The sequence below is a fragment of the Aliidiomarina iranensis genome (assembly GCF_003987135.1).
Taxonomy (GTDB): Bacteria; Pseudomonadota; Gammaproteobacteria; order Enterobacterales; family Alteromonadaceae; genus Aliidiomarina; species Aliidiomarina iranensis.
On the sequence record NZ_PIPJ01000015.1, the window covers coordinates 1 to 14,816 of the forward strand.

A 14,816-nucleotide genomic window follows, 5' to 3' on the forward strand; every position below is an offset into this window, starting at 1 on the left:
CCGCCTCATTCACAATATACTGTAATGCTGCCGTGAACGTGTTCTATTCGTCATTACGTCACCTAATTGTCTATGTGGTGTATGATAACACCTCTAATTAGGTGGCCAAATTAACTATGCCACTACACTCTGTCGTGCTCAAGAAAAACTGGCCACCGGTTTATAGTCATTCCAGTAGTTTCAAACTGCTCGGTGCTCGTGCTACCTATCTAGCCATCACCAACAGTGCCGCCGAAATCGTCGATATTCATCAAACTGTTCTGAATACTTATAGCCTGTCGCTTCATCGGCTCGATCGTAAAGTTCTTGCCAGTTTTCCTCGAGCAATATTACCCATGCGTGAGAGGTAATTCCATCTGATTTAAAAGGGTCAACACCTTGTGTTAACAACCACATCGCTACATCGGGCTCACCTAAAAATAATGCGTCATTAAAAAGATAACCACCAAGCTGGCTTACCATATCAGCACTCAACGGAAGTGAGCCATCAGGAGATTTATGCGTTATTATATAATCCAACGGTCCACTCTCGAACGCTGAAAAATACTCTTTTCGTAAAACCGAACGCTCATCAAATGATAACGTCATTTCCTCCGCCCTAAGCGCTCCAAACTCTTCACAAAACTCCGCATGCTTATTCGAGCCCCCAGCCAGAGATAAACTCATGAACACTACCAAAACGAATGTACGCATAATTACTCCCAATAAAATTCAAGTTTAACACGGCTCTGGCTATCGTAAGTAAAACGATGCTGTAACGTTGGCGGTGCTCCGCCTATGCAGAGTATCGTATGAAAAGTAACTTGCTCTGCTACGCTGGCGGGTTTGATGACCCTGATTCTAATGGCGTACACATATCGCTTTGTTCATTAGGAACAAGTGACGTAATTTCTCCGAGCACTACAGGATGAGCTTGTATTAAAGTTCCCCGCACTCTTACGAATTGATTGCTACACCCGGTTAACACCTCTTCTGGCACACCTTGAAGCTTCGCGCTATTTTCTATCCTTTGTATTTTAGCGTCTTCTGGGTACAGCCATAGCCGACTATCTTCAGTAAGATAACCAACAACTTCCCCCCGACTACCTACGTAAGACTCACTATTAAAAAGCAACACAACCTCATTTGGCCATGTTTGTGGCATTTTCTCTGCACAGCCCACTGCTGAAAATAACAACATCGTCGCAGCCACAACGACCACCAATTTTTTCACACTCATGCAGCTCTCCCGTTATGTCGCCTAACTTCCATTTAAAAATTTGCATTCAACACTCTGTTAAAACTACAGTGCCGTCATTCCAAGATATTGCCTTGGTTTCACTTGGCCATATAGAAATAGCGTGCTCTATTCCATAAAATAACCCAGTTATTTCTACGTATTGTCCTCGACAAGCACGCGCGCTATCAAGCTCTGGAGACGTTCCGTATGGCTTAGTGAGCACCTCGAACAACTGAGGAAAAGGTGACCGCCATATAAAGTCATCTGAATCTTTTTTATACGGATATAGCCTACCGCTATATATGCCGCTGTAAGCTCGCACTATGACGGTTTTACCGTGGAAACGCTCTGGGTAGAGCATCAGCTCATGAATAGATACTCGCTGCGGTTCCTGCTCTACCTCTGAACAACCAAGAAGTGAGAAAACCGCTACGACCGTTAAGATCAAAGCGCACACCACCTTTGCTTCAAATCGTATCCATTGCTTCATTAGCTTCTCCGTTAATCGCCTGATGGTGTGTGCACAGTAAATTGCCGTGTTACTGGGCTATAGATGTGAACAGAAACATTTCCTGTTGGCGTGTGCATACCCTTCGCAATGTTTAAATAGTATGTACTATCTATATTGTCGTGGTTAGCCACCACCCAAGCCTCCACATTTCTAAGTGCCACCGGACCTCCCGTTCCATGCTCTGGATGCAAGCCTCTTCCTCCGTTGCGATTAGCCGAGCGGAACACAATGTATTCATCCGGCAATAACCCCCACCAACGGGTTTTTCGGATGACAAAAGTTCCAATATCTGCATCCAATAACCCACTTAAATCGAGCTGAACTCCATACCTTCTTCTAGGGTTAGCCATTTCATAGTTATCTCTAACAAGTTCTTCAGCCCGGCTGATAGCCTCTTCTCTACTATCGTAACTGTAATGATTAAACAAAGCCTGCATAGCACCAGTCGTCGCACCATTCGCAAATTTCCCACCAGAAATTGCGGACGCAGTGCCACCCACAATTGCAGAGGAAATCGTTCCCGCCACCACATCGAATTCATAGTGGTCATTCAACGGTGTTCCGATTGCCTTAGTAACTCCTGCGCTAAAGAACCCATGACCAAACTTGCCGCCTTGCAGGCTAGCGGCTACTCCGCCAACCATTGCGTGTGCGGTAATTTGGCCCGTAACCTGTGAGGATGTCAGTTTATTACCACCAAACTTTATAAGCCCGCTATCAGCTTGATTTTTTGCAGCTAATTGATTGTAGTGCTGGCCGATATCATAAAAAGCCGCCCCACTAAATGCACCAATCAAGGCACCTCGCAAACTCCCTGAGCCAATGCCTCCTGATGCAAATCCCTTTAATATCGCTGCCCCCATTTGGCCGCCAGGTATTAACATAATGGCGATAGAAACTATTGGAGCGAATTTTCCAAGTATTTTATTCAGCTTCTTAAACAAATACCCACTCGGGTCAGTGTAGCTCAGTGGGTTGTTGAGTACATAGCTGTAGCGGTTAAAGTTTTGGCTGTTACTTGGGCTTTGCACGAATGGGTCGGCTTGTAGGAAGCGGCCTATGTGGGCGTCATAAATTCGCCCGCCCATTTGCACTACGCTGGCGTGGTCTACTTGCTCGTGGCCGGTGTAACCTTTGTGGGTGAGGCTTAATATCGAGGCCAAGGTAAAGTTCACGGCTTGGTTATTGCTTTTAAGCACCGCCCGGCGCTTACCAAAGGCATCGAAGCTGAGCTTCTCCTCTACTTGCCCCGCGTCATCGGTAATCACATCCACGCTGGGTAGTGGTAGTTGTTTTGTCTTGCTCAGGCTTTAATACCTTACTTGGCTAGGGCTGCCGAGGTAAATAAAACTTAGTTACTGTCGGGAATTTCAACACCTCGTTCAGCCAGCCAATCTACCACTTTTTGCATATCCGCAATTACCTTTCTGCGCTCTGGAGTATCTGGCTTGTATCCTAACCAGTCCCTTGTAAGGCGAGTCATCAAACTATCACCGACCTCATTCACAAATGTGTAATCTGCGCCATGTTCGAGTAAGTGAAGGGTTAGATAATATTTCCCTCCAGAAGTTGAAGACATAAGCAATGATACTGACCGACCTGTTCGACCTATTCGTCGAGTACGGGCATTAATATCTGCTCCATACTCCAACAGCAGATCAACCGCTTCAATCGCATTTGGATTGAAAATAGCTACATGAAACAATGGTGTATGCCCAGAAAAAGCCCACTCAGGATGGTCGATACTCCGTTCCCGCCGCCCGGAAACCAAATTCGGATCAGCACCAAACTCCAATGCCAACCTCAAAAACTCCAGATTTTCCTCGGTGGCAACAAAATACATGATCGAGGTGCCGTCCTCGTGAATCACATTGGGATCGGCACCAATCTCCAGAAGCTTCTTAAATCCTGATACATTCCTACGACGAAACGACCAGTACAATGGAGTAGCACCACTTGTACCTCGAGCATTCACATCAACGCCCTGTGCCACTAACTGCTCTATCCGTTCAAGTCGTCCTTTCCCGGCAGCACTTGCCAATGCTCGCACCTGCCTGTCCGGGAACATACGGCGCAACGACATACGTCTTACAAGTGGCTGTTCATCTTCTCGCTGACTCGCTTCTTTTTGGTTTGCATCCATTCGCTTTATCAACTCATTCAATTCTGTAGGTGCTGGTTGCGAAGGTATAATATTCGTACAACTAAGCAACAGTGCTGCGCTGATACAGACAAACCATGTGGTTCTATAATTCATCATATTCCCTCATTAACAGGCATTGGTTGCACGTCTACAGGCATGGCTCATAGTATGCCAACCAGCTGGGCCTAGTGATACTTTCTGACCGTAAACTTTGGTAGGCGTCACGGCATTAAGCAGCCGTCAGGCCAAGTGGTAGGGCAAGCAACAGTGCCCGACCTCTGTTTAGTCTTTTCGCTGTTGCCATTGTCGTACATACTCATCAAAGTTGTGAGAAGCCCAAATACTGTTAGGCTTGGTGAAATGCGTGGTACCTACACGCAACAGATTCAATAACCCGCCAAGCGCGAAAGCCGTGGTTTTGTAAATGACCACTACAAAAAGAAAGACCAGAAGGTTCTGGGAACACACTATTCAGAGCATGACGCTAAAGCTACATACTCCGGGTCAAAAACAATCTCTGATTCTGCATCAAACCCTTGCGTTATCCACCAAGGACTGGGATGCAATATCCCGCACACGGGTAAGTCTGCCAACAAACCTCTCTGCTCACCCGATAAAATGCTCACTTCAATCCGAAGACAGTCACCCGTTGAGCCCCGCCCTTGTTTCATCACTCTGACTATCTGCAGCGTGCTATTATTCGTCAATTCTGTTAGTGGGTTTTGCTTAATGCATGGATTACCGCCATCAGCAACTCTCGTGGATATTAAGTAATCCCCAGTACCAGCTGGGCAGTTACTTTTATGAATGAATGCATTTGTATTCGTTCTTAAACAGCTGCCAACCAAATCGGATGAAAGGTTTTTAGTTCCCGTGCAACCGACCATAGACAATCCCAAAGCTACCCAGCAAACCTGTCTTAAAGTTAACATGCACCCTCCCAGTTTTCTTGATAACCGCTTACAGTACAAATTTTATGATTACGGCCCAACCAATTCCACCAACTTGGACTTGAAACATTTCTCGTTCCCGGCCGCATAAGTGTCATGGCACGGGTGCCACAAATCATATCCATGCTGGCACAAGAGCCATTACTACCTGCCGCTGGATAAGCAAATCCGGGCAAGGATAGCAGAGTGGCTGATTGGATATGCCCCGTCCTTAGGAGATTATTCGCTCGCCATGCTCCGAGGCTATGCCCTGTTAGGTGTCCACTTGCAGGTAAGTTGTTGACTATACTTAAGGAGATAGCATCCAATAAGCCCTGAGCATTTAGCAAGGTATCGTTAATATCCCAGAGTACGCCAAATTTTGGCATTTCAGTGCGACTAAAGAAACCTTCAACGGTTGAGTTATCTCTAATGTAAGTCGTCCCCGCCACTTCGAGCCCTATCTTGGAATTGAGCGCCAAAATTAGGTTCAGCTCTTGCAAGCTCAAGCCATTTTTAGCCGCAAAGCGTGTAACTCGGATTGCGCTTTGTATTGCCCGTAACTACCTACCGCATTTTGCACCCAACCGCCAAAACCTTCACCTAAACTCCCGGAGATATACATCAACGCCTGACCCATATTCGGATTGTGTGCCGCAACGATATTTATTCCCAAACGAACCGTCACTTGACTCGCTGTCGGTGCTGCCGGTCCGCCTGATGGCGTAAACGCCCATGTTGAAGCGCCGGCAACCGCTGCGCCCCGCAATAGACTAGAGCCGAGAATACATAGCTGTAGCGGTTAAAGTTTTGGCTGTTGCTCGGGCTTTGCACGAATGGGTCGGCTTGTAGGAAGCGGCCTATGTGGGCGTCGTAAATTCTGCCACCCATTTGCACTACGCTGGCGTGGTCTACTTGCTCGTGGCCGGTGTAACCTTTGTGCGTGAGGCTTAATATCGAGGCCAAGGTAAAGTTCACGGCTTGGTTATTGCTTTTAAACACCGCCCGGCGCTTACCAAAGGCATCGAAGCTGAGCTTTTCTTCTACTTGCCCCGCGTCATTGGTAATCACATCCACACTGCCTAAGTGGTCCGTGTATACATAGCGGGTGGTGATGCTTTCACCGCGCTTCTCCACAATAGCATTGCCCAAGTTACGCCGGAACCAGGTTTCGCCCCCTTCGCTTATCTGCTCGGTGACGCCATGCTGGATAATGGTGGTGGTTTTGCCTTGCTCGGTGCTGGTGCGGCGCACTTGATTGCGGCTCGCATCGTACATAAATTCCGTGATACCCGCACTACGGCCGCTCTCGCTTTCACCGGTAAAGCTTTGAATGCGCCGCGCTTTGCCGATAGCATTGTAGTGAATACGCCGCACTAAAGTGCTGCCCTGATATTGATGGGTTTGATTGCCCATCGCATCGTAACAATAACGCTGTGTACCAATGCCGCTTACCGCATGGGGCCCCGCCGCACCACTACTTGCACCTGTACACTGGCTATTCGATGCCCCATAGTGGTAAAGCGCACCGCCTTGCACATGCACTCCTTCTTTTGTGTAAGCGTCGTTGGACAACTTTCCTTTTTAATGTGTGTGATCAAGGGCAACCAAAATATCATTTTCCGAATTTCAGTCGAAATCGACAGAACGCTCTAAGACTTCAGATTCCAGTTTGATGAAACGAGCCAGTCAATCGTCTCAAGTCATCTAGGCAATTGCCTTGTTTGTCATCATTCAAAATCATCATTGGCGCTAATATTTCAAGCCATATTTCAAGATCACTTGAAAATACTGAAACATATTGTTCTTCATTGAAAAACAGCCCTTGAAACATATAACTATCATCGCCCGGCGAAATTACCTTGGCTCTTTGCTCAAATCCGTAACATGATAGCTCGATGTCGTAATAGTCTTCATTTAGAGTTTTCATATCATCGACCAATCCAATCGCAATAATTGAAGATTCATCTGTTAAGTCGACCTCATCGTAACTACCAACACTAGTAAACCTGACTCTTGCCGGAGCCTTATTTATTGAAGCCGCGTCAAAATATAGCCCCACCGGAATTTGAAGAAAGCCTCCAAAAATTTTAATCTTGATACCCCAGCTTATCTTATACTGATGGGACCCATTCGAGTTTACTTCAGATGATAATGCGCTCTGCCCAAAAAGCATGATGCTAAAAACTACACAAAGAATTCGCAGACACAACATGATTTTACCGTCCATTTCGTCGTCTTCTAAGTTCATGCTTAAATATTGTTGAACTAGAAGGAATGTCAGAAACTGCTTGATAGCTAAAGTTTGCAGCATTTAATAACAATTCTAAGCTTGGGTTTAATCCTATGGTGGCAATGTCAAGATAAAGTTCACCCCCAAAAGCGACACCTTCCATAATTACCATTTGTGTTAAAAGAGGCTTCATCGAACTATCAAACTCTATTTGAGCCAAGTCTCTAGCACCTTCTAGGCTATATCTAGCATAGTGTCCTGCAGCAGATGAAATATTAGCGAGCTCTGACGCATCCATATCTCTAATACTCTCCAGTGCATCATTATATGCATCAACCATGTGTTTCATTTCACCTACTCTTCGAATTTTCAACCATTGAGCGCCAGAATTAGCTCTTCTAATGAAGCTACCCGCCTCATTCACAATATACTGTAATGCTGCCGTGAACGCGCCATTCGAGAATTTGTTGCCGGTAATGCGAGAGGCGGTGCCACCTATAATGGCTTGCTTCAAGGAATTGCCAATCACGTTGCGCGCACTCTCGGTATCCACCTTCCATTCCTTACCTGCCCATTTGGTAAAGCCGGCACTGAAGAAGCCATGCCCAAAGTTACCGCCGTGTAGTTTACCCAGTACGCCGCCGGCCATGGAGTGCGCCCCTACTTGAACATGGGTTTTGGCATCGCCAAACTGAGCACCTATCGCACCAAACACCGCGCCACTAAATGCCCCTTGCAGCGCTCCCTTTAAGCTTCCGGTCGCCACAGCACCCCCCATAATGTAGTGGTCAAGAAAAACTGGCCACCGGTTTATAGTCATTCCAGTATTTTTGCTCAGCGTTATTGGGGCTCATACCGCCGTTATGCTGATGGGGCCTAAGCTGGCTGTAATACCCAATTAAATATTTAACGATGTGATGCTGTGCATGTAAAAACGAGCGATATCCATACGTTGGCACCCATTCAATTTTCAGGCTCCTAAAAAAGCGTTCCATTGGCGCATTGTCCCAGCAGTTTCCTCGCCGGCTCAAGCTCTGTTTAATTTGGCATTTCCATAGCATTTGACGAAATTTCCGACTTGTATAGTGGCTTCCTTGGTCGCTATGGAACATGACCCCTTTGGGGCGTCCTCGACTCTCATAGGCCATTCTTAAAGCGTTGCCAGTAAGCTCAGTATCCGGCGAAAGCGACATCGCCCAGCCAACTGGTTTACGCGCAAATAAATCAATCACAACGGCTAAATATGCCCAACGATTACCCGTCCAAATGTAGGTAACATCACCACACCACACGCGGTTTGGTGCTTCAACATTAAACTGGCGTTCTAGATGGTTCGGTATCTCAACATGTTCATCACCTGTTTTCTTGTATGTGTGATTCGGTATTTGACAGCTGATAAGCCCCAGCTTTTGCATCAAACGACCGGCACGGTAACGACTAAGCGGCACATCTTGGTCCGTTGCCATCTGGGCTATACTTCGTGAACCTGCTGAATATTCACTGATACGGAATAGTTCTTTAACTTTAGCGATTTCTTTCGCTTTCGTTGCACATAATGGCTTCATTGAACGTTGTTCCCAGTATTTGAAGCTGCTTCGGTGAACATTAAATACTTCACACAGCGATGTAACTGGATAGCTCGTCTTAAGTTTCTCAATTATCGAGAATTGTTCAGGGAGTCCGACATCAAGAGAGCTGATGTAGATTCAAGTGGTCAATGCAACAGTTTGACTATACTACTGATTTGCATGGGTACTTCTGATGAAACGAGTAAAACGCACATTCACACAAGATGAAAAGGATCTAATCTTCCGTTTATGGAAGCAAGGTACAGGATTTAGTGATATCGGCCGCGTGTTACAGGCTGCCCCTGGTACGGTTTTCACAGCGTTACGCGAGAGCGGTGGTATAAAACCAAAGCCTCGAACACGAAACAAGCAGCACCTGACATTAGCCGAACGAGAAGAAATTCGAGTTGCCCTGTCGGCTAAAAAGTCACTCCGTGAAATAGCGGCAATGCTTAAACGTTCGCCCTCAACAATTTCACGCGAAGTCTCTCGTAATCGTGGCCGACGATATTACAAAGCGGTTGACGCCGATAATCGTGCCAAACGTATGGCAAAAAGACCAAAACTAGGACATCTGGAAGTAAATAAAGAACTCCGACAGCTTGTTATGGCTAAACTAGAACTTAAATGGTCTCCAGAGCAAATCGCTGGCTGGTTACGAGTTGAGTATCGTTGTAATCCATTTATGCATGTATCACATGAAACGATTTATAAATCGATATATGTACGTTCAAAGGCCATTATTCATTTCTCGTTCTCACAACACTTACGCCGTTCGCATCCCATGCGACATAGCCGCTATCATCGTCGCAGTGGAGATCGAACGTTTACAACTATTGTTAATGGTCTCTCAATACGTGACCGTGATGAAGACATAGAAACTCGAGCATCTATTGGTCATTGGGAGGGCGACCTCGTTTCAGGCTCTAAGAACACCCACATCGCGACACTTGTCGATAGAAAAGCCCGTTTTACAATCCTATTGAAACTAGCAGGCAAAGATGCGGAATCTGTTTATCGAGCGTTGTTAAAAACATTTAAACAGATGCCAGCAGAGTATCGCAAGTCGCTCACATGGGATCGGGGAATGGAACTAGCTAAGCATGCTGAATTAACTAAAGAAATTGGTATACCCGTTTATTTCTGCGATCCGCAATCACCATGGCAACGCGGAACAAACGAAAACACTAACAGCTTAGTTCGGCAATACTTTCCAAGGAAAACTGATTTATCCATTCATTCGCAGGAATTACTAAACAATGTAGCGACTCAGTTAAACGAGAGGCCAAGAAAAGTGTTGAACTTTATGACACCGTCAAACATGATTGATAAGGGTGTTGCGTTGATAACTTGAATCTACAGAAGCCTTTTTTAATATGTCTTTTTCCATTTCAATTTGTTTAATGCGTTTCTCTAACTCGCGAATCTTAAGCTGGTCAGGCGTCATCGGAGTCGCTTTTACGGGCACCCCGTTAAGCTCTTTACGAAGCTGCCGAACCCAACTTTCCATAGTTGATTTCGCAACGTTCATCGCTTTTGCCGCTTCTCGGATTGAATAACCTTTTTCAACGACTAATTGAGCGGCTTCTAAGCGAAACTCCGGGCTAAATGTTGGTCTTGTTCTATTCGTCATTACGTCACCTAATTGTCTATGTGGTGTATGATAACACCTCTAATTAGGTGGCCAAATTAACTATGCCACTACAAGTGCCACAAATCATATCCATGCTGGCACAGTAGCCATTACTACCTGCCGCAGGATAAGCAAATCCGGACAGGGATAAACGGGAGAACACCGCTAATTACCGCAAGGAAGTACATACTCTTTCTTCAATTGAATCGCATCCCCGCGCCGCCAAAGAGGATCTTCAAGCCAGCTCATGTACTCACGTGACAAGCAAAGAGGAACATAAATCTCTTGATTGGAAATACTGACTTCATCAATACTAACTACAATCTGTGGACAGAAGCCAAAGCTCCCAAAGTGCTGGCGACGTAAATCAAGAATGATTATCTGGGCTCCCTGATTAATATCCAACACAACATCACGCAGGCAAGCCGCGCTCTCATCTGGGGACAAAATCAGACCACCAAGATCCCAGCAAATATTATCTCTTACCTGCATCGGCTGCTGTAATACATAGCATTGTCCAATCATGTCGGAATAAGGGTCTTCTCCGGATAAAGTAATTACACCGGTACAAGCCGTCAGGCCAAGTGATAGAGCAAGCAACAGTGCCCGCCCTCTGTTTAATGTTTTCGCTGTTGCCATTGTCGTACATACTCATCAAAGTTGTGGGAATCCCAAATGCTGTTAGGCTTGGGGAAATGCATGGTACCTACACGCAACGGATTCAATAACCCGCCACCGCAAACCGGATCGGTACTGACACATGCGCCTTGAGTTCCGGCCGCAGGGTACGCAAAACCCGGCAACGCAAACAGCGTACCGGACTCAACAAAGCCCTGACGTACCAAGTTATTAACACGCCACGCACCAAGACTATGGCCGGTAAGGTGCCCAGTGTGACCTAAGTTAATCACCTGTAGTGAAACAGCATCCAACAGCCCCTGTGCATTGAGCAGTGTATCGTTAATATCCCATAGCACACCAATGCGACCACTCCAGTTACCCAGTAGCTCACCAGAGCGAGTTGTAAAACCTGTAACTGTTTGTGCATTTTTATCATAAGTAGATCCAGCAATAGCCAAACCCAGTTTGGAGTTAAGCCCCAGAATCAGGTTCAACTCTTGCAAGCTCAAGCCATTTTTAGCCGCAAAGCGTGTTAACTCGGATTGCGCTTTGTATTGCCCGTAACTACCTACCGCATTTTGCACCCAACCGCCAAAATCTTTACCTAAACTCCCGGAGATATACATCAACGCCTGACCCATATTTGGATTGTGTGCCGCAACGATATTTATTCCCAAGCGAACCGTCACTTGACTCGCTGTCGGTGCTGCCGGTCCGCCTGATGGCGTAAACGCCCATGTTGAAGCGCCGGCAACCGCTGCGCCCCGCAAGGCTTGACTAGAGGATGCGCCATGAGCGCGCGCAACATTATAAGTTCCCGCGGCTGAACAAGCGGGCGCCCACGGGCCACAGAACAGAGAACCAATACTCACAATGGTTTGACTGATATCAGCACCCAATGCTTTAAACACCCCACGAATGACACGTTTAAAAGGCGAAGCAAGCTTCTTAAACAAATACCCGCTCGGGTCAGTGTAGCTTAAAGGGTTGTTGAGTACATAGCTGTAGCGGTTAAAGTTTTGGCTGTTACTTGGGCTTTGCACGAATGGGTCGGCTTGTAGGAAGCGGCCTATGTGGGCGTCATAAATTCGCCCGCCCATTTGCACTACGCTGGCGTGGTCTACCTGCTCGTGGCCGGTGTAGCCTTTGTGCGTGAGGCTTAATATCGAGGCCAAGGTAAAGTTCACGGCTTGGTTATTGCTTTTAAACACCGCACGGCGCTTACCAAAGGCATCGAAGCTGAGCTTCTCCTCTACTTGCCCCGCGTCATCGGTAATCACATCCACACTGCCCAAATGGTCGGTGTATACGTACCGTGTTGTTACACTGTCGCCTCCCTGCTCTCCCCTTCGCAACTCAACAATAGCATTGCCCAAGTTACGCCGGAACCAACTTTCCCCGCCCTCACTGATAAGCTCCGCAACGCCATGCTGGGTAATGGTGGTGGTTTTGCCTTGCTCAGTGCTGGTGCGGCGCACTTGATTGCGGCTTGCATCGTACATAAATTCCGTGATACCCGCACTACGGCCGCTCTCGCTTTCACTGGTAAAGCTTTGAATGCGTCGCGCTTTGCCGATAGCATTGTAGTGAATACGCCGCACTAAGGTGCTGCCCTGATATTGATGCGTTTGATTGCCCATCGCATCGTAACAATAACGCTGTGTACCAATGCGGCTTACCGCATGGGGCCCCGCAGCCGCGCTACTTGCACCTGTACACTGGCTATTTGAAGTCCCATAGTGGTAAAGCGCACCGCCTTGCACATCGGATTTCGTGAGTATATTGCCGTTGTTGGCGTAGCTAATACTTATAATTATCTTTCGTCGTCCTTTACTTGGTTTCTTCTCCTCAATGTTGTGGGAGGCAGTCTGTCAGTACACTTTCATTAAACGACAATTTATTTGGCTCTAAATCACAAGAGTCGACCCATTGCGGTTTCGGATGATAAGGAACACAAGCCGGTAAATCAGCGATCATCCCTTGAAATTGTCCTGCCAAAACTTCTACTTGGACACGAAGAAATGGACCATATGATCCATTGGCTCCTTGCAGTACTTGGCTTATCTGTAATTGAGTTCCAGAATCAATTATGCCCATCTTTGTCTTGCCTCTCGACAACAAGTGAGGTTGCTCGAAGCTAGAAAAAATCAAACCTCCTACATATATATTATCAAATGCTTCCCATATGACTTGATCACCAATCAACTGTTTACACGAACCTATATACACACTTTCAATCGATTTCGCCGTACATGCCGATAACAAAGACATCATTAAAATTACAAGCAATATTTTCATTAATTAATCTCTGAAGCTATGCCCTGTTAGGTGTCCACTTGTAGGTAAGTTGTTGAAAGCATTAAAGCCCTGTATGCTCCAGCTCATACTCAATATTTTTAACCTTATCCTCTTCGTCTAACTTGATTCGTATCAGTAAGCTCGTTTCGTAAATAATCCTGTACCTTCCAACTTTTGGAACAATGGCATAAAACGTCTTTTCACGCTCCACGTAGCTATACTCCAAGTCTAACGCTGTCAAATGATCCTGAACATGAGACTTCGGGATACCAGGCACTAATTCACTACTGAGACATTCTTTAAATTGGTCTAGGTTTTTCATAGTCACCTTCTGATCGGCTGCTTGACAGCCAAGAACCCATACACATAATAATAAGGCAAGAGTCTTTCTGACGAACTCGATCATTTTTCGACCCTCAGCCTTGTTTGAGACCCAGGCGCCCAAACATCTGTTGTTGGCCTCGCTCCCGTCAAAACTTCTACAGCTTGGTATGCAAACGAATTGCTATTTCGCATCAGTGGATTATATGAAATCTGCGCGTGATTAACTACATCCTTGAAAGTCGACAACCTGTCAACTATGGTTTGAGGTGCCATGTTGGTTGTCAGCACAACTTGAGAGTAGTTAATTTGCGCCCCGTAGTCCTCTGTACTACCCAGAACGTTCGGGACCATCTTCGCTTTAATTGATCCAAAAACTGCGTTACCTCCTTCACCACCGGGTCCAGCCCTGGCAATCCACTCTTCTCCTGTCATGTTATCTCTAACAATTACAAACGCATGTTGCGGATATCCGTCGGGATCAGTGTTTCCAAGCCTGTCTCCACCTGGAATATTTTTGTGTTCCAGTCGAACAATTGTGCGTCGTTCAGGCTGCTCAACCACCTCAGATTTACTGGCTCCAGCAAACTTTTGCGCCCCCTCCCTCAACGCCGAAGAGAACGCCGCGCTATAAGCCCCATTTGCGAACTTGCCACCTGTAACCTTAGAGACAGTGCCACCTATCGCCGCATGTATCGCAACTCTAACATGAGCATCGCCAACATTACTCTGGATTTTTGGCGATAACTGAGCGCTCACCCCTGCCGACAAAAACCCATGGCCAAATTTACCGCCCTGCATGGCGCTGCCCATGCCACCTACAACGCCATGAGCTGCTACCTTACTAAAACCCTCACTCATGCTTTGCAGTTCACCAAACAAGCCTCCTGTAAACGCGCCCACAAGTGCGCCTTTTAAAGTACCTGTGGCAACGCCTCCTGCGATAAATCCAGTGAGCGCCCCTTGCGCAACTGCGTTAGAAACGCCCCAGCTTGCCATCAAACTACTGCCTGGCAAATAGATACCAATCGCAATGGCCGCAGCGGCTTGCAGATACTTCTTCAGCTTCTTAAACAAATACCCGCTCGGGTCAGTGTAGCTCAGTGGGTTGTTGAGCACATAGCTGTAGCGGTTAAAGTTTTGGCTGTTGCTTGGGCTTTGCACGAATGGGTCGGCTTGTAGGAAACGGCCTATGTGGGCGTCGTATATCCGCCCACCCATTTGCACTACGCTGGCGTGGTCTACCTGCTCGTGGCCGGTGTAGCCTTTGTGCGTGAGGCTTAATATCGAGGCCAAAGTAAAGTTCACGGCTTGGTTATTGCTTTTAAACACCGCCCGGC

General features: G+C 46.7%; 16 protein-coding genes and 2 pseudogenes. 1 reads left to right on the forward strand and 17 read right to left on the reverse strand.

Annotation, left to right across the window (positions count from 1 at the left end):
* Positions 1-216: 216 nt before the first annotated feature.
* The 11 genes and pseudogenes from CWE08_RS11740 to CWE08_RS11790 form a co-directional block, all read right to left on the reverse strand.
* On the reverse strand, positions 217-693 hold the full coding sequence (locus CWE08_RS11740; protein WP_126768457.1) for a hypothetical protein: 477 nt from the start codon (positions 691-693) through the stop codon (positions 217-219).
* A 118-nt stretch (positions 694-811) separates the two neighbouring features.
* Positions 812-1,219, reverse strand: a complete 408-nt coding sequence (locus CWE08_RS11745) for a hypothetical protein (protein ID WP_126768458.1) — start codon at positions 1,217-1,219, stop codon at positions 812-814.
* A gap of 46 nt (positions 1,220-1,265) precedes the next feature.
* Positions 1,266-1,667, reverse strand: coding sequence for a hypothetical protein (locus CWE08_RS11750; protein WP_126768460.1), 402 nt, complete (start codon positions 1,665-1,667; stop codon positions 1,266-1,268).
* Between the two features lie 53 nt (positions 1,668-1,720).
* The gene (locus CWE08_RS11755; protein ID WP_157981259.1) at positions 1,721-2,998 is read right to left on the reverse strand and encodes an RHS repeat domain-containing protein; all 1,278 of its coding nucleotides are present in this window, start codon (positions 2,996-2,998) and stop codon (positions 1,721-1,723) included.
* Positions 2,999-3,081: 83 nt separating this feature from the next.
* Complete coding sequence (locus CWE08_RS11760) at positions 3,082-3,990, reverse strand: ankyrin repeat domain-containing protein (protein WP_126768463.1); 909 nt, start codon at positions 3,988-3,990, stop codon at positions 3,082-3,084.
* Positions 3,991-4,798: 808 nt separating this feature from the next.
* Positions 4,799-5,305, reverse strand: a complete 507-nt coding sequence (locus CWE08_RS11765) for a hypothetical protein (protein WP_126768464.1) — start codon at positions 5,303-5,305, stop codon at positions 4,799-4,801.
* Positions 5,306-5,307: 2 nt separating this feature from the next.
* The gene (locus CWE08_RS11770) at positions 5,308-5,490 is read right to left on the reverse strand and encodes a hypothetical protein (protein ID WP_126768466.1); all 183 of its coding nucleotides are present in this window, start codon (positions 5,488-5,490) and stop codon (positions 5,308-5,310) included.
* On the reverse strand, positions 5,487-6,341 hold the full coding sequence (locus tag CWE08_RS11775) for an RHS repeat domain-containing protein (protein WP_126768467.1): 855 nt from the start codon (positions 6,339-6,341) through the stop codon (positions 5,487-5,489). Before CWE08_RS11775 ends, CWE08_RS11770 begins: the two co-directional genes overlap by 4 nt.
* 121 nt (positions 6,342-6,462) lie before the next feature.
* Positions 6,463-7,032 (reverse strand): hypothetical protein, encoded by a 570-nt coding sequence (locus CWE08_RS11780; protein ID WP_126768469.1) that lies wholly within the window; start codon positions 7,030-7,032, stop codon positions 6,463-6,465.
* Positions 7,022-7,801, reverse strand: a complete 780-nt coding sequence (locus CWE08_RS11785) for a hypothetical protein (RefSeq protein ID WP_126768471.1) — start codon at positions 7,799-7,801, stop codon at positions 7,022-7,024. The genes CWE08_RS11780 and CWE08_RS11785 overlap by 11 nt, the downstream gene beginning before the upstream one ends.
* Positions 7,802-7,823: 22 nt before the next feature.
* A pseudogene (locus CWE08_RS11790) lies at positions 7,824-8,729 on the reverse strand (IS3 family transposase); the annotation flags it as partial.
* 67 nt (positions 8,730-8,796) lie between these two features.
* Here CWE08_RS11790 and CWE08_RS11795 point away from each other — a divergent pair.
* Positions 8,797-9,957 (forward strand): IS30 family transposase, encoded by a 1,161-nt coding sequence (locus tag CWE08_RS11795; RefSeq protein WP_126768474.1) that lies wholly within the window; start codon positions 8,797-8,799, stop codon positions 9,955-9,957.
* Positions 9,958-9,969: 12 nt separating this feature from the next.
* On the opposite strand, the pseudogene CWE08_RS11800 reads toward CWE08_RS11795, so the two are convergent.
* The 6 genes and pseudogenes from CWE08_RS11800 to CWE08_RS11825 all read right to left on the reverse strand — a co-directional run.
* Positions 9,970-10,236 (reverse strand): annotated as a pseudogene (locus CWE08_RS11800) (transposase); the annotation flags it as partial.
* 165 nt (positions 10,237-10,401) lie between these two features.
* A complete protein-coding gene (locus CWE08_RS11805; protein WP_126768477.1) occupies positions 10,402-10,875 on the reverse strand; it encodes a hypothetical protein in 474 nt (157 codons plus the stop codon).
* A complete protein-coding gene (locus CWE08_RS11810; protein ID WP_126768479.1) occupies positions 10,854-12,620 on the reverse strand; it encodes an RHS repeat domain-containing protein in 1,767 nt (588 codons plus the stop codon). Before CWE08_RS11810 ends, CWE08_RS11805 begins: the two co-directional genes overlap by 22 nt.
* A gap of 85 nt (positions 12,621-12,705) precedes the next feature.
* Entirely contained in the window at positions 12,706-13,155 is a 450-nt protein-coding gene (locus CWE08_RS11815) for a hypothetical protein (RefSeq protein ID WP_126768480.1), read from the reverse strand.
* A gap of 61 nt (positions 13,156-13,216) precedes the next feature.
* On the reverse strand, positions 13,217-13,561 hold the full coding sequence (locus CWE08_RS11820; RefSeq protein ID WP_126768482.1) for a hypothetical protein: 345 nt from the start codon (positions 13,559-13,561) through the stop codon (positions 13,217-13,219).
* Positions 13,558-14,816, reverse strand: a 1,259-nt coding sequence (locus CWE08_RS11825; RefSeq protein ID WP_133306939.1) for an RHS repeat-associated core domain-containing protein, incomplete at its 5' end; no start/stop codon positions are given. The genes CWE08_RS11825 and CWE08_RS11820, both read right to left, overlap by 4 nt.

Coding starts and splice junctions, on each gene's coding strand:
- CWE08_RS11820 (WP_126768482.1), bottom strand. CDS start 13,561: ATGATCGAGTTCGTCAGAAAGACTCTTGCCTTATTATTATGTGTATGG.
- CWE08_RS11815 (WP_126768480.1), bottom strand. CDS start 13,155: ATGAAAATATTGCTTGTAATTTTAATGATGTCTTTGTTATCGGCATGT.
- CWE08_RS11745 (WP_126768458.1), bottom strand. CDS start 1,219: ATGAGTGTGAAAAAATTGGTGGTCGTTGTGGCTGCGACGATGTTGTTA.
- CWE08_RS11780 (WP_126768469.1), bottom strand. CDS start 7,032: ATGGACGGTAAAATCATGTTGTGTCTGCGAATTCTTTGTGTAGTTTTT.
- CWE08_RS11740 (WP_126768457.1), bottom strand. CDS start 693: ATGCGTACATTCGTTTTGGTAGTGTTCATGAGTTTATCTCTGGCTGGG.
- CWE08_RS11795 (WP_126768474.1), top strand. CDS start 8,797: ATGAAACGAGTAAAACGCACATTCACACAAGATGAAAAGGATCTAATC.
- CWE08_RS11805 (WP_126768477.1), bottom strand. CDS start 10,875: ATGGCAACAGCGAAAACATTAAACAGAGGGCGGGCACTGTTGCTTGCT.
- CWE08_RS11760 (WP_126768463.1), bottom strand. CDS start 3,990: ATGATGAATTATAGAACCACATGGTTTGTCTGTATCAGCGCAGCACTG.